The following is a 24,673-nucleotide window of genomic DNA, read 5'->3' as shown; positions in this document are numbered from 1 at the left end:
TCCTCGTGCCGCGGACAGAAAGCCAACAGCGTGATCAACCGCTACCAACCCACAATTAAGAAATGGTTAATTTTTCGAGAACCCAAAAAGACTACCCCGGTAAGGGACCGGTTGACTGGATTACAGCACTTTCACCAACCGCAGCGCATCATAGATCGCAGCATGGGTATTGCGCGCGGCCACGGCATCGCCGATGCGGAACAGCTGATAGCTGCCTTCAGGATTGCGGTTCACGGTCTGCGGATGGCCTGCGACCAGATCCTCATAATCCACCTCGCCAAGGTTGGTCGCGGCGGGGCGCAGATCGAAATAAACATCATCCAGCGGGCGCGTGCCGTGGTTGACCACGACCTGATCAACCAGCCGTTCGCGCGTAACCCCGCCGTAATCGCTGCCGATGGTCGCCAAGAGCTTGTTGCCGTCGCGGCGCACCGCATCAAGTTTCCACGTTACTGTAAATGTCACGTCCCGCTTTTGCAGTTCACGCATCGAGGGGGTCAGCGACATCGCCATGACCTCGGGCGCAAATGATCGGTCGCGGGTCATGATCTCGACCTTTGCACCGGTCGCGGCGATTTTCTCGGCGGCCTGCAACGCAGCGTAATCGCCTGCGTCATCATAGATCAGAACGTTTTCACCGGGCTGTGCATCGCCTGACAGAATATCCCACGCCGATATGACCAGCGCATCACCTTCCGCCAAAATCTCTGTATGCGGCAACCCGCCCGTGGCGATGATCACCACGTCGGGGTCCTCGGACCGCACGGTTTCCGCATCCGCGAAAGAGTTGAACCGGAACGTCACGCCCATCTGTTCACATTCTGCAAACCGCCATTGGATCAGCTGCATCATTTCGGCCCGCCGTTCGGTCTGCGCGGTCAGGCGGATCTGGCCACCGGGATCATTTGCGGCCTCGTGCACGATGACAGTATGCCCGCGTTCGGCAGCAACGCGCGCGGCCTCCAGCCCGGCAGGGCCGGCACCGACAATGACGATGCGCCGGGGCGTATCGGCCTTTGCGACAACATGCGGCTGCTCCAACTCGCGCCCCGTAGCGGGGTTATGCAGGCAAAGCGCCATTCCGCCCTGATAAATCCGGTCAAGACAGTAGTTTGCACCAACGCAAGGTCTGATCCGGTCCTCTTCGCCGCGCATGATCTTGGCGACGATATGGGGGTCGGCCATATGCGCGCGGGTCATGCCGACCATATCCAGCTTGCCGCTGGCGATGGCATGGCGGGCCGTGGCGACATCCTGAATCTTGGCCGCGTGAAACGTGGGGAACTTGGTTGCGGCGCGCACTTCGCCCGCGAAATCCAGGTGCGGTGCGCTGGGCATCCCCTGCACGGGGATCACGTCGGTCAGGGCGGCATCGGTGTCGATATGGCCCTTGATGACGTTCAGGAAATCCACCATCCCGCTGTCTTTCAGGCGCTGCGAGATTTCCATGCCGTCCGCTTTGGTCAGGCCGCCGGGCATATCTTCGTCCGCAGTATAGCGCACCCCGACAATGAATTCATCGCCACAGCGGTCGCGGATCGCACGAAGCGCATCGAATGTAAACCGCAGCCGGTTTTCCAGACTGCCTCCATAAGGCCCCTCCAGATCATTGGTCAGCGGCGACCAGAATTGATCCATCAAGTGCCCATAGGCTTGCAGTTCGATCCCATCAAGACCGGCGGCCTGCATCCGCTCTGCCGCATCGGCGTAATCTTGGATGATGCGGGCGATGTCCCAGTCTTCGGCCTTTTTCGGGAATGCCTTGTGCGAGGGTTCGCGTTCATGGCTGGGGGATACCACCGGCAGCCAGTCCGCCTTGTCCCAGCGGGTGCGGCGACCAAGGTGGGTCAACTGGATCATCACCGCGCAGCCGTGATCGTGGCATTCGTCAGTCAGCTGTTTCATCCAGCCGACAACCTCGTCCTTCCACGCCAGAATATTGTTGAACACCGGCGGGCTGTCGCGCGCCACGCTGGCCGATCCGGCGGTCATAGTCAGCGCCACGCCGGCCCGCGCCCGTTCCACGTGGTAGGCGCGATAGCGGTCCTTGGGCATTCCGTCCTCGGGATAGGCCGGTTCGTGGCTGGTGATCATCAGCCGGTTTTTCAGTGTCAGATGCTTGAGCGTGTAGGACTGCAAAAGGGGATCGGTGGACATGAGGCGACTCCGTGGCTGCTACAGCACAATTCCACTAAATGTTCAGTTGCGTCAAGTTTTAGTTCATAGGTGAATATTTTTCTTGTTGCCGTGTCAGGCGGCAGATAGGTTGGCGTCATGAGTGATGTGCAAACCAGCGATCCGACCGAAAAAGGCTGGCGTGGCTCGCGTGAGCTTTGGCTGGATGCGGCCAGAACGGCGTTTCTGGAAAGTGGCATTGATGCTGTGAAAATCCAGCCGCTCGCCAGCGGGCTCAACCTGTCGCGCACCAGTTTTTACTGGTTCTTCAAAGATCGGCACGCGCTTCTTGATGCGCTTTTGGATGACTGGGAAGCGACAAATACCAAGGCCCTGACAGACGCGTGCAGCGCCTATGCCGAAACGATCGCAGAGGCCGTTTTGAACCTTCTGACCGTGTTTCTGGACGAAATCCGCTTTGCGCCGCGTTTTGACATGGCGGTGCGTGGCTGGGCGCATCAGTCAGACCCCGTAATGGCACGAGTGGCAGCTGCGGATGAGCAACGCCTTGCCGCGATCCGCGAGATGTTCGCGCGCTTTGGCTTTGACGCCGATGACGCAGACGTGCGGGCGCGCACTGTTTACCTTGTGCAAATCGGGTATATCTCCCTGCAAACCCACGAAAGCCTTGCCGCCCGTATGGCACGGATCCCGGCCTATGTGCGCACCTACTGCGGCCAGTCCCCGACCGAAGGGGACCTGGCAAGGTTCCATGCGCGCCACGGCTTTTCGCCGGTTACCTGAGGTCAGCGCTGTGTGGCCACCAGCCAATCGCGGAATTCCAGCGCACGTGAGGATGCGCGCGGATGCGTCCGCAGGTAAAACCCATAGGGCGATGGCATCCGTTGCGGCACCAACAGCCCCAGATCGCCGTTTTCCAAAAGCGGCCCGATCAGCCCCGTCCACCCCAACACCGCGCCCGCGCCGTCACGGGCCAGTTGCAACCCGATCATGTGGTTATTGACGGCAATGCGCCGCCCCAAAGGCCCCGCATGGCCGAACACCCCGAACCAGTCGGCCCAGCCCGTCCAATCCGTGCCCTCTGCCGCGACGTGGATTGCAGGAACGGACCGCAGATCGTCGATGCAGGTTATCCGATGCGCACGCGCGAACTCTGGCGTGCCCACTGCAACGATATCGTCATGAAACAACAGGCGGCAGCCGTCATCGTTTTCCGGCATCGGTCCATAGTGGATACTCAGATCGGGGCGGCCCTCTGGCAAGGCGACATCGCTGACGATTTGCGACACGATTGTATCAGGTTTGTCTTTCCAGAACGCTGTGATCTGGGGGGTCAGCCAGAATGCGCTGACGGCGGTCGTCGCCTGCACGATCACATCCTCGGTGTCGGCGGGGGCGCGGATAGCATCGACAGCCTCGGCGATGCCTTCGAAACTGCGCTGTAGCGCCACGAACAGATACGCGCCTGCCTCGGTCAGATCGACACCGCGATGCTGGCGCCGAAACAGCGGCGCAGCCAAGGCCGATTCCAGCGCCTTTATCTGGTGGCTGACCGCCGCAGGGGTCACGTTCAATTCCGCCGCGGCCTGCTTGAAGCTTAAATAGCGTGCAGCAGTTTCGAAACAGACCAGCGCAGTCATCGACGGAAGGTCATAAGGACGGGCCATGGGGTCGTGTTCTTTCCTACGAAGGTCGCAAATAAATCAGGTGAATATAACTAATGCTAGATGAGAATTATTACCATTGAAAACGGAAAAATTCGTCCGCATTGAATTATTCAAACTCATCTATAACGCTTCAGGACACATTGCCATGCACGCTGCGCTGACCGACATGCTTGCCCGCCGTCAACCCGGCTATTCGCTCGATCAGGCGTTTTACACCGATCCGGATATCTATGCGCAAGATCTTGACCAGATTTTTTACCGCGAATGGCTGTATGCCATCCCAGCCTGCCAGTTGACCAAGACAGGCGCTTATGCGCGCATCCAGATCGGGGCGTATAACGTCGTGATAGTCAAAGGGTCCGATGGCCAGATCAGAGCGTTCCACAATTCCTGTCGGCACCGCGGGTCGGTGCTGTGCAAGGAACGGGATGGACAGGTCGCCAAACTGGTCTGTCCCTATCACCAATGGACCTATGACCTTGACGGGCGCCTGATCTGGGCGCGCGACATGGGCCCCGATTTTGACCCGACCAGGTTCAGCCTGCGCCCCGTCCATCTGCGCGAATTTTGCGGGCTGGTCTATATTTGCCTCGCCGATGATGTGCCCGATTTCGATGCTTACGCCGATCTGGCCCGCCCCTATCTGGAAATCCACGACCTGCACCGCGCCAAAGTCGCCTATACCTCCTCGATCGTGGAAAAGGGAAACTGGAAACTGGTCTGGGAAAACAACCGCGAATGTTATCATTGCGGTGGCACGCATCCTGCGCTGTGCCGGTCATTCCCCCTTGATCCGGAAGTCGCGGGCGTATCTGCGGACGGCACCATTTCGCCGCGGCTTCAGGCGCATTTCGACCGGTGCGAGGCCACAGGCGCGCAGGCACAATTCCGATTGGCAGGATTTGCCGGACAATATCGTTTCGCCCGCATGCCTCTTCAGGAAACCGCCGTCAGCTATACGATGGATGGCAAGGCCGCATCGCGGCGCGCGTTGGGGCGGGTGGCCCTGCCGGACGCGGGATCACTGTTGGCGTTCCATTATCCGTCAACATGGAACCATTTCCTGCCCGATATTTCGCTGACTTTCCGCGTCACCCCCATCGGCCCGCAGGAAACCGAGGTGACAACGACGTGGCTGGTCGACAAGGATGCTGTCGAAGGGGTGGATTACGACCTGAAACGCTTGACCGAGGTCTGGGTCGCCACCAACGATGAAGACCGTGAAATCGTCGAGGGCAACCAGCAGGGCATCAATTCACCCGCTTATCTGCCCGGCCCTTACAGCCCTGAACAGGAATCCGGGGTGGAACAATTCGTCGATTGGTATGTGCAAACAATGCAGCGCGGGCTGACCCCCCGCGCCGTGGCGGCGGAATGACCCGATGACAGCGATGACCCCCACACTCGCCTTTTGGACCGATGACGAACCGCTGGAATGTGTGTCATTTCTGCCAGAGACGCCGGATGTCGTCACTTTCACCTTTCAGGCGCCATCGGGCGCGTTGTTCCGGTTCAAGCCGGGACAGTTCATCACGCTGGAACTGTCTGTGCCGGGCGGGCCGCTGCACCGGACTTATACGATATCATCCTCGCCCTCGCGGCCCACGTCGCTGACGATCACGGTCAAGGCGCAGGACGGGTCGATCGGCACGCGCTGGATGCTGGATAACCTCCGCCCCGGTGTGCGGCTGCGGGCCACAGGACCGGGGGGCACGTTTTCGCATGTGAATTACCCGTCGGACAAATACCTGTTCATCTCTGCCGGTTCCGGCATCACGCCGATGATGTCGATGACGACATATATGTATGATGCAGGCCGCGACCCCGATGTGGTGTTCATCAACTGCGCGCGCCGCCCGTCCGAGATCATCTTTCGCCAGAGGCTGGAACATATGGCATCGCGGATCACCGGCATCGAACTGGCATGGGTGGTTGGACAGACAGACCGTTACCAGCCATGGACAGGGTATCGTGGGCGTTTCAACCAGCTTTTGCTGGGGCTTGCCGCGCCGGATTACCTTGAACGCGAGGTATTTTGCTGTGGTCCGGAAAGTTTCATGACCTCCGTGCGCGAGGCGCTGGCAGGTCTGGGTTTCGACATGGACCGCTATCATCAGGAAAGTTTCCATGCTCCTGTCGGGGACACCGGCGCCGTTCCCGACGATGTGACGCTTGATCAAGAGATCAAGGCGCAGATCGCATTCACGGCGTCGGGCCTGACCGTTGAATGTGCAGAAACCGAAACCCTGCTGGCGGCTGCGCGATCTGCCGGTATCGTGATCCCGTCAGGCTGCACCTTTGGGGTTTGCGGGACCTGCAAGATCAAGAAGACGGCAGGTCAGGTGCATATGGTCCACAACGGCGGTATTACCGACGACGATATTGCCGATGGCTATATTCTGGCTTGTTGCAGCAATCCCATCGGCAAGGTCGCGGTCGAAGTCTGAGTCCGGCACCGCACCGCTCAACCGTATGCACCTGCGGCACTGACCACATCAGACATGGAACAAGATGGTAAACCAATTCAAACGGTCCCATTCTGACCCATGACGGGGCGGGCACCATGGTCCAGTATACTTCGGGTCAGAGCCTTTCAGGCTCGACCACTCTGATTATGGACTGTGCTGCGCCTCAGGCCAAAGCGCCAAAAACTTGCCCCTGCTGATCCGGCATCAGATACGATGATCCAACACTCAACCGCCTACGTTCGCAGCGCCCTTGCATAACCGGCCGGGCGGAGTTGCATTGGCGCAAACCACTGGTTTCATAGGCTAAATACGCCTTCTATTCCAGGTATTTTCGTTTTTAATGCGCCACCGCTTGCGCCAATTCCCTTGCAGTTGCCAGACACATAGGAACATCGGAGTCGGCATGCACAAAGAAAAGCAACGCCCGGCGCCAAGACTGATTCAGCCCCACGATCAGGCGACATTTGGGGCGTGATCTGCGGTTTATGTCCGCGCGATGGCAATGAAACGCCACGTTAATCAAAATCCCCCAGATTAGAAGGGTGGCGTTATGGGAATCAGATGATGGCAGTAATCGGGGCATGCTTTGACTGGATCAGGCGACAGGTCAACCGCAACAATCCAGAGCGTCTTTGGATCCACTATACCTGTGCGCTTTTCCTGATCATGGGCCTTTTGGTGGCAACACATGAGGTGAACAAAAGGATAATCGAGCATGGCAGCATCGCGGCCAACGCGCTGCGCGCCGCAAATGCCACCATCATCGCGGACAACGCGATCTTGGTGGCGGCAGACCAATATGCCTTGGGCGTGGCCGACGCCCAGGCCGCGCTTGAAACCGCTATCGCCGGGTTGGCACAAATACAAAAGACGTTGCCGGACATTGGGCTGTGGTCCCCGGAACTGCAGGCGCATTTCTTTTCCGATAGCACCGGATTAGTCGGTGACGCGGAACGCTATCTGGCATTGGCGACAGAACTGGCAACCCGCCCTGCCCACTCTCGCAAAGCCGCGCTGAATACGTTGCGCGGTTTTCATACAGACGCTGATATGACGGCAAGGCAGCAGGAAACCTTGCACCTGTTAGAACTCACAGCCGTTGATCAAGGCCAGCGGCTAGAGGACATACAACAAGCCATATTGACGGTCTCGGCACTTGTTCTGCTGGCCGAGGCGATATTCATTTTTGCACCCGCACAAATGACGGTTCGCGCATCAATCGCCGAACTGCGCCAAAAAACCGAAGTCATGCGCAAATCCCGATCGCAGTTGGTCGAGATGAACAAGAAATTGGAATATCTTGTAAATCATGATGCGCTGACGGGGTTGCCCAACCGCGGTTCAGTCGTCAGGCACCTGAATCAGGTCGTGCACGCACATCCCGCGCCCGATATTGGCGTTCTGTTTGTTGGTCTTGACGACTTCAAAGCCCTGAACGACGCAGCGGGCCATGATTCTGGCGACCAGGTGCTAAAATCCGTCGCCACCCGGTTTCAAAGCTGCATCGACACCGAGGACATGGTTGCACGCGTCGCCGGGGACGAATTCGTGCTGGTCACCTTCGAAGCGCCATCGACACTTGCCAAACGTGTGACCAGCGCGTTGACAGAGCCCTTTAACGTCGGGGGGCGTAAACTGCACGTAAACGCAAGCATCGGCTATTTGCAGTCCAGTGACGGCAGCGCCGACGCCTTGTCGCTGATCGCCGACGCAGGGGTCGCTCTCCAAATCGCGAAAGTGGCCGGGGGCAATCGGACACTGGAATTCAGGCCGTCACTCCGGGTCGATATGGAAACACTGCAAAAACTCCAGCTTGAACTTCCCGATGCGATCGCGACCGGACAGATTGAACCGTGGTTCCAGCCCCAAATAAGGTTGTCAGACGGGATGATGCACGGCGCAGAGGTTTTGGCCCGATGGCGGCACCCTTCACATGGCCTCCTTTCACCTGACAAATTCTTGCCCGCAGCAGTCCGCGCCGGCCTGATGATCGATCTTGATTTCGCCATTTGGCAGGCCGCGATGAAAAACCTTCAGAATTGGCAAAGTGAAGGTATCAATATTCCTCATATTTCATTGAATGCAGCACCGGAAACGATCTCTGATCCGCATTTGATGGAACGGTTCTTGTTGCTGCTCCACCTCAATGGTCTGTGTCCTGAGCAGATCATCATCGAGGTGCTGGAAACAACTGTCATTGACGGCAAAGATGACATGGCCTCGATCAACATCGATTCCCTCGCAGAATGCGGCGTGGCGCTGGAACTTGATGACTTTGGCACGGGCTATGCGTCCCTTTCCAAGCTGACCCAATTGCCGCTTGCCGGTATAAAACTTGACCGTTCGCTCATTTCGCCGTTGCCAGAGGCCGCAGCCGACAGCGTGATCCGTGCAATTCTGGCGCTGGCGGTCGAGCTTGATCTGCAAGTGGTGGCGGAAGGAATAGAACAACAAGACCAAGCCCGATCGCTGAACGCACATGGATGCGCGGTCGGCCAAGGGTTTGGCTTTGCCCGCCCGATGTCAGCCAAAGATTTTCGGGTCTGGCTGCGCGAATATGCCGCCCCGACTATAGGTAAGGACGCCGGACACCCCCCAATTTTCACCTGGGCTTGAGGAATGATCTCGCAGGCCGTATCTGGTAACGCATACTGCCGATCCCGGAAGGACCAGACATGGCGAATTTTCTTTACCAAAACGATCTGCCTGATGGGCTTGACCTTGGTCCTGTGGTCGCAATCGATTGCGAAACGATGGGACTGAACCCGCACCGCGACCGGCTGTGCCTGATCCAGATGTCCGGCGGAGACGGAAATTGCCATCTGGTGCAGGTCGCAATGGGGCAAACGACGGCCCCCAACCTGTGCCGGATGCTCGAAGACCCGACAGTGCTGAAACTTTTTCATTTCGGACGCTTCGATATCGCGGCATTGTACAATGCATTTGGCGCACTGACCGCGCCGGTTTACTGCACCAAGATTGCATCCAAACTTGTGCGCACTTTTACCGACCGGCATGGGCTGAAAACGCTGCTGCAAGACATGATCGGCGTTGATATTTCCAAACACCAGCAACAAAGCGATTGGGGCGCGGAAAAGCTCACCGGGGCGCAGCTGGATTATGCGGCATCCGATGTTCTTTATCTGCATCAACTGAAAGATGCGTTTGACGTGCTTTTGGCCCGTGAAAAACGCACGGACCTTGCGCAGGCCTGTTTTGACTTCTTGCCAACACGGGCGCGGTTGGATCTGGCCGGCTGGCCCGAAATCGACATCTTTTCGCACTGATGGTGGATCACGCAAAACTTTTGGGCACCGCACGCCGCGTCATAACAGACGAAGCAGACGGTCTTCGCAAGCTGTCAGACGGACTTGGCGACAGTTTTGTCAAAGCCGTCGAACTGCTTCTGGAGGCCAAGGGCCGGATCATCGTGTCCGGCATGGGAAAATCCGGGCATATCGCACGCAAGATTGCCGCCACCCTGGCCAGCACCGGCACGCCTGCTCAATTCGTCCACCCCGCCGAAGCAAGCCATGGCGACCTGGGCATGCTGACCCGAAATGACGTTGTCCTGGTTCTGTCCAATTCGGGCGAGACGCCGGAACTGGCCGATGTGGTCGCCTATACCCGCCGCTTTCAAATTCCGATGATCGGTGTCGCCAGCCGCCCCGACAGCACACTGATCAAACAGGCCGACATTGGTCTTTTGCTGCCTCAAGTAGAAGAGGCCTGCGGCATTGGCGTTGTCCCCACCACCTCGACCACGATGACATTGGCCTTGGGCGACGCGCTTGCCGTGGCGCTGATGGAACACCGCGCGTTCACCCCCGAAAATTTTCGTGACTTTCATCCGGGCGGCAAGCTGGGTGCACGGTTGTCGCGGGTGCGTGATCTGATGCACACCGGCGATGCGTTGCCACTGGTCACTGCGACAACACCGATGCAGGACACGCTGCTGGTGATCAGCCAAAAAGGGTTTGGCGTTGTCGGTGTGATTGATGACGATGGTCGGCTTGTCGGCATCGTGACCGATGGCGACCTGCGCCGCCACATGGACGGGCTACTTGACCGAACGGCAGGGCAGGTCATGACGGCTGCTCCAACCACCGTGCGGCCCAACGCGTTGGCCGAAGAAGCTGTTGCGCTGATGAACGCCCGCACGATCACCTGCCTTTTCGCATTGGACCCCGACATATCCGGAAAGGCCCAGGGCATCTTACACATCCATGACTGCCTGCGGGCCGGGGTGGTCTGACCATGCGCCCGGCCGATAACATGCATTCGCAAATTGTCGGCTGGGCCAAGATCATTCTGCCACTTGGCGCGCTTGCCTTGCTGTCCACACTTTTCATGCTTGCGCGCAAGCCATCGAATCAAACTACCATACCTTTTTCAGAGATTGCGGATATCGCCGGCGAGCAACGTATCACTGCGCCGAAATTTTCCGGCCTGACAGATGACGGATCAGTTGTGATCCTTACGGCACGCAGCGCCCAACCGGACGCCACGCAACCTGACACTGTCATGATTGATGCACTGATCTTTCGGATGGAAAACCCCGACGGCAGCAATCTGACCGTGACGGCCACCACTGGCGAACTTGATGGCCGCGACCGGATTGCCCGTTTTTTGGGGCTGGCGCGTCTGGAAACTTCATCCGGTTTCGAAATGGAGACTAACGGCCTGACTGCGGAACTTGACACAGGGATTGTCACATCGCACGGGCTGCTTGAAATACGGGCTCCCTTTGGAGAGTTGACGGCCGGCAAGGTGACGTTCAAGGTAACCGGCGATCAGACGGGTCAGCTGATGCATTTCACAGACGGGGTCAGGCTGATATACAGACCCCAAGACCAATAAAGACCTGTGCCAAAGGAACAGTCCCACGTGATAAAATCCATCGCTCTCAGCATAGTGCTGTTCCTTCTTGGCGCGGGCTTCAGCATCGCCCAGACCAATGTAGACCTTGGCGGCATGAGCGTCGATACATCTGCCGCGATCGAAGTCACGGCAGACAGCCTGACAGTCGATCAAGACAGCGGAACGGCCATTTTCACCGGAAATGTGGTGATCGGGCAAGGTAATCTGCGCCTGTCTGCGGGCCAGGTCGAGGTGATCTATAGCGAGGAGACCGGCGATATTGCGCGGCTGATCGCCAGTGACGATGTTCTGTTCGCCACCGACACTGATGCCGCCGAGGCACAAAGTGCCGATTACGATATTACGACCGGGGTGCTGACGCTGACCGGTGATGTCCTTTTGACCCAAGGAGCGAGCGCCATTTCAGCCGGACGCATGGTGCTGAACGTCGAAACCGGAACAGCGACCATGGAAGGACGCGTACGAACCGTCCTGCAACAGGGCGACAACTGATGCCCGACACCCCAAACCTGACGCTGCAAGACGGCGATATGGGGCTGCACATCGTCAACCTGCGTAAAAGCTATCGCAAACGGCCGGTCATCCGTGACGTCAGCATTGATCTGGGCCGGGGAGAGGTCGTGGCGCTGTTGGGTCCGAACGGATCGGGCAAGACCACCTGTTTTTACGCCATCGCCGGTCTGATTTCGCCGGAAGGCGGGCATGTCATTATCGACGGGCGTGATGTGACGACCCTGCCGATGTATCGGCGCGCCAAGCTGGGGATCGGATACCTGCCGCAGGAAATGTCAATTTTTCGCGGAATGACAGTTGAAGATAATATCATGGCAATTCTGGAAATCGCCGTGTCAGACCGGCACAGACGGCGCGAGCGTCTGGAAGAACTGTTGTCAGAATTTTCGATCGAACACCTGCGCCGCGCGCCGGCCCTGGCACTGTCGGGGGGCGAACGGCGCAGGGTTGAAATTGCGCGCTGTCTTGCAGCCGGGCCAAAATATGTGCTGCTTGACGAACCTTTTGCGGGGGTGGATCCGATCGCCGTTGGTGAAATCAGGCATCTGGTGGCTGATCTGAAAAACCGTGGGATTGGTGTGCTAATCACCGATCACAACGTGCAGGAAACCCTACAGATCGTCGACCGCGCCTATATCCTGCACGATGGTCAGGTTCTGATGAGCGGGACCACTGACGAGGTCGTCAAAGACGAAAACGTGCGCCGCGTCTATCTTGGCAACAGCTTTCGGGTGAATTGAGTTTCTTAACCCGTTAACCACTGTCTTATTGACAAGCACTGGTCTTTTGTCGCCCAATATAATGGATGACAGACTCGTTTTCCTTTCCCATATTTTTGCTGGTGACCCTGCCAGCAGATAGGGTAAAATTAAGCAAAATCGGGGCGTTATCGTTTTCCACAACAGTGTCGCACGTCGAATCCACCCGTTAGGGCGGCCATCTTCGCGCGACATGCCAATAACCACAGGAGAAACGATGCGGTATCAAATTAGCGGCAAACAGATCGATATTGGCGAAGCCCTGCAGACCCACGTGCAGACCGAATTGACGGAAATCCTCAGCAAATATGCCGGTCGCCCGACAGAAGCCTATATCGTTTTTTCAAAGTCAGGGCATGAATTTGTCTGCGAATCCGTGGTGCACCTTTCCACCGGGTTGACAGCGCAGGCAACCGGCCGCGCAGCGGAGATTTATGCGGCGTTCGACAGTTCTGCCGAGAAAATGGATAAGCAGTTGCGGCGCTATAAACGCCGCCTGAAAGACCATCACGCCGGTCGGTCGCAGCCTGTTGAACTTTCCGATGCGGGGTCATATATCATCGAGTCACAGGAAGAATCCGATGAGGGTGAGCAAGACATTGTAAACGCCATGATCGTTGCCGAGATGGAGACGAAAATCCCATCACTTTCGGTTGGCGAGGCAGTGATGCAAATGGAAATTGCACATGCGCCTGTTTTGGTGTTCCGCAATGAAAAACACAGCGGAATTAATGTTGTCTACCGCAGAGATGACGGAAACATAGGATGGATTGACCCGGTTTCGACGGGTTAAATCCTTTGAACCTTGAAAGAAGCGACACATGCAGGTTGTTGACATTCTCAAGCCGGAAGCCGTGAAGGTAATCGCCTCTTGCACCAGCAAGAAACGCCTATTTCACGACTTGGGTGAACTGGCGGAAAACTGCTATGGGTTGCCCGCGGCAAATGTCATCGACGCGTTGATCGAACGTGAAGGTTTGGGTCCAACCGGTGTGGGGCAAGGGATTGCATTGCCCCACGCGCGGCTCGCAGATGTTGATCGTGTGGTTGGTATGTTTTTGCGGCTTGAAAAACCTTTGAACTTTGATGCGGTTGATCGTCAACCTGTCGATCTTGTCTTTGCTTTGCTAGCGCCGGAAAATGCTGGTGTTGATCATCTCAAGGCTTTGGCGCTGGTGTCGCGCACATTACGCAATCCGTCGATCTGTGCAAAGTTGCGTGCAAATAATGACGCCGCGACGCTGCACACGATCCTGACAGAACAGCACGCCACACAAGCGGCCTAGGCCCAGTTTCCGAATCCGAAGAAAAGGTAATCGCGCGCGTAAGCATTGCGCGCGGCAGCTTCGATTTCTGTATCATAGATTGCGACCAGCATATCGTCTTTCTCGTGTCGGGTTTCGGGCGCGTCGGGAATATGATCAACCCCTGCCTGCGCTGCTAGCATGGCCAGATCGCGCTGCAACCAATCCTCGCGCAGGATCAAGTCAGGCGATGCAAACTGCGCCACGCCATGCAGCAAGGCGAACTGGCTGGCCCACGATGGGTCCAGCCGGACATTTGTCTGCCCTGACAGATTGCTGCGCAGAAACGCCAGAAACGCCAGAAACGCCGTTTTATGCGTTGCCATATCATAGTTTCCGTCCGGTGCATTCGCAGGAAGCGGCAGCTTGTATACCTTGCGCAGTGTCGCGCGAATTTCGGGGAAACTGTCTGGTCCGTCTTGTAGAATCCGATCACAAAACGCCGCATGGGCGCGGGCAACCGGATGGCGCAGCACCGCAAAGCTGCGGAAATCAGGATGTTCGCGCATCCAGTCGCGCAGGGATTTTTGTGAAAACTTGCGCAGCAGTGCCGAAGGCGGGATATCATCCAGCCGTGCAAGCCAGTCACAGATTGCAGCATCAGGGCCCGACCGCAACGGCACATACAGCAGCCCCGCCTTGGGTGTTGCGATATAGGTAGGTATCGCGGCCCCACGGCGCGGTTCAAAGTTTGGCGTCCTGTTCAGATCGAACCGATCGAACCGCGCCAGAGCCGTTTCCATATCGTGAAAATTCGCGACCTTGTAAGACAATGGTTGTGGATTTTGTTTCTTGAGTTTCTTGTCAAGTTTTTCAACCCGCCCGGACGCACCCAGATAGGCCGCAAGCCCGTTGATCACCTCAACATCCTGCAAATCTTCGTAGGCCAGATAGAATGCGGTTTGCCCGGTCTTTTGCAACGTGTTCAGAATAAGTAACTGAAACGTCTGCAATGTCTGCAAATGTTCGGAAAAGGCATCGCTGTCAAATGTCGCTTGCTGCGATTTGAGACGGGTCGCATTGGTCAGTTTCCATTGCCCTGTCATACGGGCGATTTGCAGGCTGACAAAACTTTCGATCGGGTTGCGGGTCAGCACAATCTTGGCGCAGCGTGGATCATTCAGGCAAGTGTGCAGAATTCGGGGGTCATGGCTGTTAAAGAACCGGAAACCGCCAAGCCCCGGCGCGGCCTTGATCGCATCCAGCAGAACAGTGGGTCGCCTTTCACGTTGTTCCAGCGAAATGCCCAGCAGATCATCTGATTTCGGATACCCGATGAACGCAGGATTGAAGGCCTCTCCGTGGCAGGTGATCCCCGCGACCTTGTTCAGGTTTGCTTCCAGAAAATTGGATCCTGTGCGCATGTCGGCAAGGATGACGAAATAATCAAATTCACTCATTCACCGGACCTTACATAGGGTTTGCGTCTTGTCTGCGTCGGCCTTTCAGGCACGGGGCCCACCGAAAACGCGCCCGTCAGAAAAGGGGGCATCCCCTGATTTTTCAGACTCTGCAAGAATTCACCCAGGCCGGTCAAATCCGTCATCGGCGGGATCGCATGCAGGACATTGGCGCGATGGCCCGCAATTTCATCAATCATGTCCTGCAAGATATCACGCGGCGCACGAACAAAATCCGAAAGACTGACGATGCGGATCCGGGCGCGTGCATCGTGCGACCGCAGAATACGCAAAAAGGCCTGTTCGGTCTGTTGCAGTGCGGCGGCCTCTGTCCGGGCGTCAGACGCCGATGCACCAGAGCGGAACAACGATAACGCCCAAGCGCCTGTAATCACCGTAAGCCGCGCATTCGTATCCCGCGCCAGCATCCAGCAGATATCCTGTGCATCCTGAGGGCCGAAAAGGAAACATTGGTGCCGTTCACGCCCAGCCCAGATCATGTTGGTCAAAAACATGCGGGGGTTGTAGTCGCGCAGCCGCGGGTGGTCAGACAAACCGCCGCGAAAAACGGCCTCCCCGTTCATGAAATGCGCCTTGTCGGGGCCAAAAAGATGGCCGTGCACTTCGGTTCCGGTCTGCCTTTTCAGCCAGTCCTGAAAACCGGGGATAACATCATCGAAACCGTGCAGCACCGAATAGGGCGCGGCGGCGAACCCGTTCTCGCGTTCCATCGGTGGAAAGCGGCTTTGCATATAAAGCCCATGACGCCCACGTGTGCGGCGTACTACGGCATTGTCGAACAAACGGTCGATCGTGGCGGTATGGGGCACGCGATCCGCGTCTGCGGGTGCGCTGCTGCAGGGGAAATGATCATACAGAAGCCCGGCTAGCGGCCAGATTTTGCGTGCCACAAAGCAACCGGATCGGGCCAATAGTTGCAAATGGTCGTCATAGAAAATGTGAGGTTTGCCCTGAAAATCGAATTTGGACATGGTCAGTGAGCGGCTTTCAATCCGGTCCGAGTGTTTGCGCGACAATGTCTGGAAATAGCTTTCGTCCGGGATCCAGACGCGCCGGAAATACCTGTCGTATTCCGCGCGCTGCGGGTCCGTCAGAATAGCGGACAGCGTTTGCCGCGTCAGGCACCACCACTGCGACCCCAGATGCGGCGTGATCCCTTGGGGGATCTTGCGCCTGACGGCCAGAAGTTGTTGCAGCTTGACGTATCTGTCAAACAACCTGCGCTGCCTTTTCCATGAAAACGGAAAACGCAGCACAAAGCGTTCCTTGTCCAAACCGCCCACGGTCCAGTCTACATCCGCTGTCGTGGCGCTTTCGATGAAATCGGTCTGCGGGTGTGCATCCAGATGTTTGCGCAATTCCGCAACCGGCCGTAATGGCAGGCACGCCCCCGACGCAAGGTAGACATGACGCACATCGGCAAAGCAGTCCAACAACTGCGCCGACCCCGCCTGCGCCGCCGCAACAAGGCCCCACGTTCCCCATTCGCAACGATACCGTTCCGAAAACTGAACGTCAGGCAGATCAGACACAGCGGCGACAAAGGCCGTATAGGTCGCCGCATCTACAATCCGATCCACGTGGATCACCACCGGGCATCCGGCATCCGCCCAATGGCGCACCACCTGTTCAGCGCGGTCGAATGCGGTGTGAACCAGCATTACAACACCAAGCGTCATGCCCAGTTCCCTTTTGACATCAGGCCCAGCACCTCTAGCTGGCGCCAGTTGATATATTGCTCGCTCCATTTGCACCACAGATCTGGATCACGATCATGCTGGCTGGCATAGGTCTGATATTCGCGGCCCGCGCCATAGTGCTGGCCGCGTGCGGCCTCTTGTGCGGCGCGGTCCTGAAACAGGTTGATGAATTTTGCATGCAGCAACAAACCCGAGGTCTTTTCGCCGCCCGACTGATCATAGACAAGGTTCAACCCGCGCGGCAGGATCATATGCGTCGAGCTGACATAGGTATAGTTGCGCTGCCATTTCACAAAAGGCACCTTGTTCAACGCCGGTGCCGCCTTTGGCTTGCCTGCAAAAAATACCCGGGCACGCGGGCCGCCCTGAATCCACAGATTCCGCAGCCGGTTATTGCGGGTCATGATGTAGTTGCTGGCGTCAAACCAGTTCGCGATTTCAAACGGGTTCTGGCCGGCCGTATACGTCGTTTGGCTGACCGGGCCCTTTGGATACATGTCCAACTGCATCGCGCCAAATGACCGAACATCAGATGCATCCAGCCAATCGGCCAACGCGCGAACAGGTCTGGTATCGCAAAACGGATAGACGAAAAATTCGTCCACATCCACGGTAAGCGCCCAATGCCCATGGGCGTATTTGCCTTGCAGCCATGTCAGCCAGTCAATGCCATACCTGGCATTCCCATAGCCGGCGCGTGCCGTCCAAAGTGATACATCAGGCTGCGCCTCGGCAAATTCGCGGCCGCCATCGTCGCTTGCGTTATCGACCATGACAAAGTGGTTGATGCCCAGTTTGCGATAGTAGTCGATAAAATATGGCAAGCGCACCGCTTCGTTGCGGAATGTGCAGAACAACAGGATATCATCAGGTGCGATCTGGGCTGTCCGGTCTGCCACCGGCACCAGTTCACGTCGCTTGCGCCACGCACGGATGCGCCATCGCTTGCGTTGCAAGCGCAGCCTGTATGATGTCAGAACGCTCAAATCTTTACTCTTTTATCCTTGCGGGTCACCATTGCAGTCCCAATTCCCCCACGACATCAGGCCCAGATCTATCAAGGTTTCCGGCCCATCATATCGGTGGGATGCCGCAGACCACAAATCAGGGCCCTCGGTCAATCTGCGGTGGTAGTGCTGATAGAGATCGGAATTCTCAAAATGTTGGCGACGCCGCAGCTCCTCGGCTGATTTGGCGCCGATGATGGGTAAAAACTTGGTATGGAGCAAGACACCCGTTGTCCGGCTGTCGTGACTGAAATCAAACACGTCGTGCAGGCGTCGCGGCAGCACCTGATGGGTCGAGCTGACATAGACATAGCGCCAATGCCAGCGGACCAGCGGTGTCTTGTTCAGGGTCGGCGCGCGGTGCGGATCATCGGCAAAGAAAACCCGTTCGCGGACTCCGCCTTGTATCCATTCATTGTCAAAGACCGGGTGCCGCTGGTGGCGATAGTTGCCGCCATCAAACCATTCCAGCACCGTCAGCGGATCATCGCCGGCCTGATAATCAGCCGTGTCAACGGGGCCTTTGGGATAAAGATCAAGCATCAACGCACCAAGGGACTGTTGCCCCTGGCTGTCCAGCCATCCAGTCAATGCACGCAGGTCGCGCCGGCCCGAGCCGGGATAGACAAGCAGTTCGTCGGCATCGACGGTCAGGCACCAATGGCCATGCCCGTGCCGCCAGTGCAACCAGCCCAGCCAATCCATCCCGAACCGCGACAGGCGATAGCTGTGCGCCGTCGTCCAAAGAGAGACATCGGGCTGCGCGGCCAGAAAATCCGTCGTGCCATCGTCGCTTGCGTTATCGACAAAAAGGAAATGCCCGACACCCAGCTTGCGATAGTGGTCCAGAAAATGCGGAAGGCGGGCAATCTCGTTGCGGACGGTCGCGAACAGCAGGATGTCATCAGGGCCAATCTGCCTGGTCCGATCTTCTTGCACGGTGATCTGGCGGCGCTTGCGCCAGATCCGGAACAACAAGCGCCGTCGCTTCCAGCGTAATCTGTATGCCAGCCAAGGCCCCGCCAATCTGCCGCGTTCAGTGGTCCGCACCCGCCTGCATGTCCCTTATGTCGCGGGCAGATCAAGCTGCCGCAGATAGGCTGCCAGTTCGTCGCGCAATTCATCCCTGCCCAGCGCAAAGGCGACCGTAGCCTGCAAGAACCCCGCCTTTGAGCCGCAGTCATAGCGTTCACCGGAAAACTGATACCCAAAGACATCGCGCCCCTCGGTCAGTTCATGAGCGATGGCATCCGTCAACTGGATCTCGCCCCCGGCACCTTTGGTAATCTTTTCGAAATTCTGAAGAACACGCGGGGTCAGGATATAGCGCCCAATCACAGCAAGGTTTGACGGCGCAGTTCCGGGCGCGGGTTTTTCGACCATACCTTTGACGCGGACAATCGGGCCATCTTCGCTGGCAATGTCCAGCACACCATAGGAAGAAGTTTTTTCCGGCGTGACCTGCATCGCCGCGACCATTGCGCCACCGGTTTCGGCGTAGGCTTCGACCATTTGTTGCAGGCAGGGCGTATCGGCGGCGATCACATCATCAGGCAGGATCACTGCAAAGGGTTCATCCCCGATCAGCTTGGCCGCGCAAGACACCGCATGACCCAGGCCAAGCGGTTTATGTTGGCGCAGATAGGCGATGGCACCACTTTCCATGTTGGTGGTGCGCAACAACCGCAGCAGGTCTGTCTTGCCTGAACTTTCAAGCGCAGCTTCCAGGTCGGGGGCCAGGTCGAAATAATCTTCCAACGCAGATTTCCCCCGCGAGGTGACAAAGATGAAATCCTCAATCCCGGCAGCGCGGGCCTCATCAATGGCATATTGGATCAGGGGACGGTCCACCAATGTCATGATTTCCTTGGGCACGGATTTGGTCGCGGGCAAAAACCTTGTGCCCAGACCTGCCACAGGAAAAATCGCTTTGGTTACTTTTCTTTTCATCATGCTGCCTCTGGTCTGGGTGATCTGGCGATTGGGTTGGTCGCATCGCTTGGCGTCGCATGCGATCATGGCGATCCTAAGGCCCGATGCCTACGAATTCTTGACAACATCCGATAGGCTCGGCCAAATTTCGCGGGCCGCCGGTCACGCAAAACCCATGTCACATAGCATCGCTTCAATCCGGGGGACATCCTCTGGGTTGTTCAGTTCCCAGAACTGGCGGCCTTGCGCGGCGACCTCGACACAGAGCATCGGGATGCCCCGTTCCAGAAATCGCAACTGTTCCAGCCCTTCCAGCGTTTCCAGCGTCCCTTCTGCCCAATGGGGATAGGCCGTCAGCGCCTGCGGGCGATAGGCATAAACGCCAACATGGTGAAACACCGGCGTCTGATCGCCGTCGGAATAGATTTGCCCGGTAAACGGGATCACTTCTTTGGAAAAATACAGGGCGTTGTGATCGGTGCCAAATACTGCCGTTGTTCCACCGACGCGCCCCGCCCTGCGATCGGCCAGCAGCCCGTTCAGCGTCCGGCCATCGGCACGCAAGACAGGCGTGGCAACCAGTGCATCAGGGTGCGCGCGCAGACCGGCAACCAGTTCTTCGATGAACCATGCAGGCGTCAGGGGTGCATCGCCTTGCAAGTTGACGATGATGTCATGATCGCCACCCAGTTTGCCCAACGCCTCGGCGCAGCGTTCAGTGCCGTTGCGGCAGGTGGTCGCGGTCATCACAACCTCGGCTCCGAAACCGCGGGCGGCATCAGCGATGCGGTCGTCATCGGTAGCAATGACCACCCGATCCACACCCGAAACTTCCATGGCCGCATCCCAAGACCGGCGGATCAGGCTGCGCGCCGCGCCGGTCGCGCCGCGCAAATCAACCAGCGGCTTGCCGGGATAGCGGGTTGAGGCATAGCGCGCAGGGATCACGACAAGCACCGACATCACGGTTTCTCCAACACGACGCCCGGCGCGTGGGCGATAAAATACGGGTTGGCAAAACCGGGCTTGCCATAGCGCAGCGGTGTATGACTATCGAAACGCACAACTTCGCCACCGGCCCCCGCCAGTACCGCATGCCCTGCTGCGGTATCCCATTCCATCGTGCGGCCCAGACGCGGGTAAAGATCGGCCTCGCCTGTGGCGACCAGACAGAATTTCAGCGACGACCCCGCGCTGCGCATGTCGCGGACGCTGTATTTATTGATGTAGTCGTCAGTTGCTTCGTCACGGTGCGACTTGGATGCGACGACCAGCAGCGCATTGTTGTCCGGATTTGAAACCGACAATGGCACTGTCTCCCCGACGGTCACCTTGTCAAACGGGCCTGTCTCCTCGACCGCGTGACCGGCGGCATCGGTGTAGAACAGGCGTTCCTTTGCCGGGGCATAGACGATCCCGCGCTCGGGCACACCATCCACGACATACGCAATATTGACGGTGAAATCGCCCCGCCGTTTTATGAATTCCTTGGTCCCATCCAGCGGGTCGACGATCAGAAACGTGCTAACGTCCTGCGTGTGGGACGCCGCCTGCTCTTCGGTCACCAGTGGCACATCGGGAAAGGCGGCGTGCAAGCCCGCGCTGATGATCGCATCTGCGGCCTCATCGGCAGCGGTTACCGGGCTTGCATCGCTTTTCGCGCGCACTGCGAAATCGTCTGCGGCGTAGATTTCCATGATCTTGTCACCGGCCTGCAAGGCCAGATCGCGCATTACTGTAGTCAGCTTGTCATAATCCATGTCATAAACGCCTGCGGTCCGAGTATTTGTTAATGAAATTGGTCGTCTCCTTATGCTAGGCCATCAGGCGAACGGCAAGGAAATCATGCCGCGGTCGGAACACCCGCACCGTGCCATCTGGGAAATCATATGTTTCAGGCTCCAGCGAAGCCAACAAGAGCACGCGGCCTGTTCGGGATGGCCGAACTGATTTATCATTCAGTCGTTCGCGATATCCGCCGATCGCATCGCAATGCAATGATCGGGCTGCTTCTGAACATGATGCAGGCCTTTGTCTTTGTGCTGGCCTTTTTTGTGCTGTTCGAACTGCTTGGCATGCGTCAGTCGGCGCTCAGGGGCGATTTTTTACTATATATCATGTCAGGTATCTTTCTCTATCTGACACATATCAAGACGGTCGGCGCCGTTCTCATGTCAGAGGGTCCGGCATCGCCAATGATGCAACACGCGCCGATGAACACGATCATCGCGATCTGCGCCGCCGCCCTGTCGTCACTCTATATACAGTTGCTGTCCATGGCGGTGATCCTGTTCGTCTACCACATCGCCGTGACCCCGATCACGATCGACGCGCCGGTGGGTGCCATGGGCATGGTGCTGCTAGCGTGGTTTTCCGGTCTGGCGGTCGGGGTGATTTTTCTGGCGATCAAGCCGTGGGCCCCGGATTTTGTCGGTCTGGCCAGCACGATATATTCACGCGCCAACATGATCGCATCCGGCAAGATGTTCGTGGCCAATACCCTGCCCGCTCATATGATCGCGGTTTTTGACTGGAACCCCCTGTTTCATATCATCGATCAGACGCGGGGCTTTGTATTTCTGCACTACAACCCGCATTTCACGTCGATCAGCTATCCAATTTATCTATCCTTGGTTCTGCTGCTAATCGGCTTGATGGGCGAATTTTACACGCGCAGAAATGCATCAGCCAGCTGGAACGCGACACGCTGACCCGGTTGTGATGGCCCCGGTTGCCGTTGCGTTAACAATTTGAAAAGAAAAAACCCCTCGTTTTCGCGATTTTCCTCCAAGAGCTGCGGTTGCAGGCCACAAATCCCGTCCCTATATACGCCTAGATCACAGGTCGGCGCGGCAAACCCGATCTGATACATGAAACTGGCGCGTATGCCGCAACGGGTTCGCGTCGCTCAAACCGCCTGAATGAGAGGGATTTGAAAAATGGCCAAAGTTATTGGTATCGACCTGGGAACGACCAACTCCTGTGTTGCCATCATGGATGGTTCGAAACCGCGGGTTATCGAAAACGCAGAGGGTGCGCGCACGACGCCATCAATCGTGGCATTCACCGATGACGAACGTCTTGTCGGTCAGCCTGCGAAACGTCAGGCTGTCACAAACCCCGAAAACACGATCTTTGCTGTCAAGCGTCTGATCGGTCGCCGGTTTGACGATTCAGACCTCGCCAAGGAAAAAAAGAACATGCCGTTTGCCATCGTGAATGGCGGCAACGGCGACGCATGGGTCGAGGCCAAGGGCGATAAATATTCGCCATCACAGATTTCCGCTTTCATCCTTGGCAAGATGAAAGAAACCGCCGAGAGCTATCTTGGCGAAGAAGTGACGCAAGCCGTCATCACCGTTCCTGCCTATTTCAACGACGCGCAGCGTCAGGCGACCAAGGATGCCGGCAAAATCGCCGGACTTGAGGTGCTACGCATCATCAACGAGCCGACCGCTGCCGCACTGGCCTATGGTCTGGACAAGAAAGACAACAAGACGATCGCCGTTTATGACCTTGGCGGTGGTACGTTCGACGTGACCATTCTTGAAATCGACGATGGCCTGTTCGAGGTGAAATCCACCAATGGTGACACGTTCCTGGGTGGTGAAGATTTCGACATGCGGATCGTCAACTACTTGGCTGACGAATTCAAGAAAGAGCATCAGGTCGATCTGACCAAGGACAAGATGGCCCTTCAGCGTCTGAAAGAAGCGGCCGAAAAGGCCAAGATCGAACTGTCGTCATCGTCCAGCACCGAAATCAACCAGCCGTTTATTTCCATGGGCTCCAACGGGCAGCCGCTTCACATGGTCATGAAGCTGACCCGTGCCAAGCTGGAAAGCCTTGTTGGCGACCTGATCAAGAACTCGATCAAGCCTTGCAAGGATGCGTTGAAAGACGCAGGTCTGTCTGTTGGTGACATCGACGAAATCGTTCTGGTCGGTGGTATGACCCGGATGCCCAAGGTCAAGGAAGAGGTTGGCAAATTCTTTGGCAAGGAACCGCATCAGGGTGTGAACCCCGATGAAGTTGTTGCCATGGGTGCCGCCATTCAGGCCGGTGTCTTGCAGGGTGATGTGAAAGACGTGGTGCTGCTTGATGTGACCCCGCTAAGCTTGGGCATTGAAACACTGGGCGGCGTCTTTACCCGCCTGATCGACCGCAACACCACGATCCCGACCAAGAAATCTCAGGTCTTTTCGACCGCCGAAGATAACCAGAATGCCGTGACATTGCGTGTGTTTCAGGGTGAACGGGAAATGGCCGCCGACAACAAGCTGCTGGGCCAGTTCAACCTGGAAGACATCCCGCCGGCACCACGCGGCATGCCCCAGATCGAAGTGACCTTTGACATCGACGCCAACGGCATTGTCGAGGTGGGCGCAAAGGACAAAGGCACCGGCAAGGAACAGAAGATCACGATCCAGGCGTCGGGCGGTTTGTCTGACGACGACATCGAAGCCATGGTCAAGGACGCAGAAGAAAACGCCGAGGCCGACAAGGCCCGTCGCGAGCTTGTCGACGCGAAAAACCAGGCCGAAAGCCTGATCCATTCGACCGAAAAGTCGATGGAAGAGCATGCGGACAAGGTTGATCCGACCACCATCGAAGCAATCGAACTGGCCATTGCCGCGCTCAAGGACGATCTGGAAGGCGACAATGCCGACAAGATCAAATCCGGTATTCAGAACGTGACCGAAAGCGCCATGAAGCTGGGTGAAGCCATCTACAAGGCCAGCCAGGAAGAGGCAGGCGAAGCAGAGCCTGAAGCACGCGGCGCAGACCAGCCTGACGACATCGTTGATGCCGATTTCGAAGATCTTGATGACGACAAGCGTGGCAACTAAAGCCGCCACCTTCTGAGGAAACAGACCGGCCCAAAC

General features: G+C 57.3%; 22 protein-coding genes. 13 read left to right on the top strand and 9 right to left on the bottom strand.

What is annotated here, in order from left to right; translation table 11 throughout:
* Nucleotides 1-120: 120 nt before the first annotated feature.
* Complete coding sequence (locus tag ACTG4B_RS00755; protein WP_439153755.1) at nt 121-2,157, bottom strand: FAD-dependent oxidoreductase; 2,037 nt, start codon at nt 2,155-2,157, stop codon at nt 121-123.
* 117 nt (nt 2,158-2,274) lie between these two features.
* Between ACTG4B_RS00755 and ACTG4B_RS00750 the strand changes: the two genes are divergently transcribed.
* Nucleotides 2,275-2,919: a TetR/AcrR family transcriptional regulator gene (locus ACTG4B_RS00750; RefSeq protein ID WP_439153754.1), complete on the top strand. Its 645-nt coding sequence runs from the start codon at nt 2,275-2,277 to the stop codon at nt 2,917-2,919.
* A 2-nt stretch (nt 2,920-2,921) separates the two neighbouring features.
* Here ACTG4B_RS00750 and ACTG4B_RS00745 read toward each other — a convergent pair whose 3' ends face one another.
* The gene (locus tag ACTG4B_RS00745) at nt 2,922-3,803 is read right to left on the bottom strand and encodes a LysR family transcriptional regulator (protein ID WP_439153753.1); all 882 of its coding nucleotides are present in this window, start codon (nt 3,801-3,803) and stop codon (nt 2,922-2,924) included.
* A 145-nt stretch (nt 3,804-3,948) separates the two neighbouring features.
* Here ACTG4B_RS00745 and ACTG4B_RS00740 point away from each other — a divergent pair, with 145 nt between their 5' ends.
* The 10 genes from ACTG4B_RS00740 (at nt 3,949) to ptsN (ending at nt 13,709) form a co-directional block, all read left to right on the top strand.
* On the top strand, nt 3,949-5,181 hold the full coding sequence (locus ACTG4B_RS00740) for an aromatic ring-hydroxylating oxygenase subunit alpha (protein WP_439153752.1): 1,233 nt from the start codon (nt 3,949-3,951) through the stop codon (nt 5,179-5,181).
* Nucleotides 5,182-5,185: 4 nt separating this feature from the next.
* Nucleotides 5,186-6,250, top strand: a complete 1,065-nt coding sequence (locus ACTG4B_RS00735; RefSeq protein WP_439153751.1) for a 2Fe-2S iron-sulfur cluster-binding protein — start codon at nt 5,186-5,188, stop codon at nt 6,248-6,250.
* A 582-nt stretch (nt 6,251-6,832) separates the two neighbouring features.
* Entirely contained in the window at nt 6,833-8,887 is a 2,055-nt protein-coding gene (locus tag ACTG4B_RS00730; protein ID WP_439153750.1) for a putative bifunctional diguanylate cyclase/phosphodiesterase, read from the top strand.
* 59 nt (nt 8,888-8,946) lie between these two features.
* On the top strand, nt 8,947-9,558 hold the full coding sequence (locus tag ACTG4B_RS00725; RefSeq protein WP_439153749.1) for a ribonuclease D: 612 nt from the start codon (nt 8,947-8,949) through the stop codon (nt 9,556-9,558).
* The gene (locus tag ACTG4B_RS00720; RefSeq protein WP_439153748.1) at nt 9,558-10,526 is read left to right on the top strand and encodes a KpsF/GutQ family sugar-phosphate isomerase; all 969 of its coding nucleotides are present in this window, start codon (nt 9,558-9,560) and stop codon (nt 10,524-10,526) included. Before ACTG4B_RS00725 ends, ACTG4B_RS00720 begins: the two co-directional genes overlap by 1 nt.
* A gap of 20 nt (nt 10,527-10,546) precedes the next feature.
* Nucleotides 10,547-11,131 (top strand): hypothetical protein, encoded by a 585-nt coding sequence (locus tag ACTG4B_RS00715; RefSeq protein WP_439153747.1) that lies wholly within the window; start codon nt 10,547-10,549, stop codon nt 11,129-11,131.
* Nucleotides 11,132-11,158: 27 nt separating this feature from the next.
* Nucleotides 11,159-11,644 (top strand): lipopolysaccharide transport periplasmic protein LptA, encoded by a 486-nt coding sequence (gene lptA / locus ACTG4B_RS00710; protein WP_439153746.1) that lies wholly within the window; start codon nt 11,159-11,161, stop codon nt 11,642-11,644.
* Nucleotides 11,644-12,405 (top strand): LPS export ABC transporter ATP-binding protein, encoded by a 762-nt coding sequence (gene lptB / locus ACTG4B_RS00705; RefSeq protein WP_439153745.1) that lies wholly within the window; start codon nt 11,644-11,646, stop codon nt 12,403-12,405. Before lptA ends, lptB begins: the two co-directional genes overlap by 1 nt.
* Before the next feature lie 235 nt (nt 12,406-12,640).
* Nucleotides 12,641-13,216: a ribosome hibernation-promoting factor, HPF/YfiA family gene (gene hpf, locus ACTG4B_RS00700; RefSeq protein WP_439153855.1), complete on the top strand. Its 576-nt coding sequence runs from the start codon at nt 12,641-12,643 to the stop codon at nt 13,214-13,216.
* Between the two features lie 28 nt (nt 13,217-13,244).
* The gene (gene ptsN, locus ACTG4B_RS00695; protein WP_439153744.1) at nt 13,245-13,709 is read left to right on the top strand and encodes a PTS IIA-like nitrogen regulatory protein PtsN; all 465 of its coding nucleotides are present in this window, start codon (nt 13,245-13,247) and stop codon (nt 13,707-13,709) included.
* Here ptsN and ACTG4B_RS00690 read toward each other — a convergent pair.
* The 7 genes from ACTG4B_RS00690 to cysQ all read right to left on the bottom strand — a co-directional run bounded on the left by ACTG4B_RS00690 (nt 13,706) and on the right by cysQ (nt 21,547).
* Nucleotides 13,706-15,127, bottom strand: coding sequence for a sulfotransferase family 2 domain-containing protein (locus ACTG4B_RS00690; protein ID WP_439153743.1), 1,422 nt, complete (start codon nt 15,125-15,127; stop codon nt 13,706-13,708). The two genes, ptsN and ACTG4B_RS00690, sit on opposite strands and share 4 nt — an antisense overlap.
* On the bottom strand, nt 15,124-16,827 hold the full coding sequence (locus tag ACTG4B_RS00685; RefSeq protein ID WP_439153742.1) for a DUF5927 domain-containing protein: 1,704 nt from the start codon (nt 16,825-16,827) through the stop codon (nt 15,124-15,126). Before ACTG4B_RS00685 ends, ACTG4B_RS00690 begins: the two co-directional genes overlap by 4 nt.
* A complete protein-coding gene (locus tag ACTG4B_RS00680; protein ID WP_439153741.1) occupies nt 16,824-17,834 on the bottom strand; it encodes a glycosyltransferase family 2 protein in 1,011 nt (336 codons plus the stop codon). Before ACTG4B_RS00680 ends, ACTG4B_RS00685 begins: the two co-directional genes overlap by 4 nt.
* 12 nt (nt 17,835-17,846) lie before the next feature.
* Complete coding sequence (locus ACTG4B_RS00675; RefSeq protein ID WP_439153740.1) at nt 17,847-18,830, bottom strand: glycosyltransferase family 2 protein; 984 nt, start codon at nt 18,828-18,830, stop codon at nt 17,847-17,849.
* A gap of 90 nt (nt 18,831-18,920) precedes the next feature.
* Nucleotides 18,921-19,805: a UTP--glucose-1-phosphate uridylyltransferase gene (locus ACTG4B_RS00670; protein WP_439153739.1), complete on the bottom strand. Its 885-nt coding sequence runs from the start codon at nt 19,803-19,805 to the stop codon at nt 18,921-18,923.
* A gap of 144 nt (nt 19,806-19,949) precedes the next feature.
* On the bottom strand, nt 19,950-20,750 hold the full coding sequence (locus tag ACTG4B_RS00665) for a 3-deoxy-manno-octulosonate cytidylyltransferase (RefSeq protein ID WP_439153738.1): 801 nt from the start codon (nt 20,748-20,750) through the stop codon (nt 19,950-19,952).
* The gene (gene cysQ, locus ACTG4B_RS00660) at nt 20,750-21,547 is read right to left on the bottom strand and encodes a 3'(2'),5'-bisphosphate nucleotidase CysQ (RefSeq protein ID WP_439153737.1); all 798 of its coding nucleotides are present in this window, start codon (nt 21,545-21,547) and stop codon (nt 20,750-20,752) included. The genes ACTG4B_RS00665 and cysQ overlap by 1 nt, the downstream gene beginning before the upstream one ends.
* A gap of 129 nt (nt 21,548-21,676) precedes the next feature.
* Here cysQ and ACTG4B_RS00655 point away from each other — a divergent pair, with 129 nt between their 5' ends.
* Nucleotides 21,677-22,498: an ABC transporter permease gene (locus tag ACTG4B_RS00655; protein WP_439153736.1), complete on the top strand. Its 822-nt coding sequence runs from the start codon at nt 21,677-21,679 to the stop codon at nt 22,496-22,498.
* A gap of 228 nt (nt 22,499-22,726) precedes the next feature.
* Nucleotides 22,727-24,637 (top strand): molecular chaperone DnaK, encoded by a 1,911-nt coding sequence (gene dnaK, locus ACTG4B_RS00650; RefSeq protein ID WP_439153735.1) that lies wholly within the window; start codon nt 22,727-22,729, stop codon nt 24,635-24,637.
* Nucleotides 24,638-24,673: the final 36 nt, after the last annotated feature.

This window comes from Yoonia sp., from assembly GCF_965660735.1.
Lineage (GTDB): Bacteria > Pseudomonadota > Alphaproteobacteria > Rhodobacterales > Rhodobacteraceae > Yoonia.
This window is presented reverse-complemented; position numbering and strand designations above follow the sequence as displayed.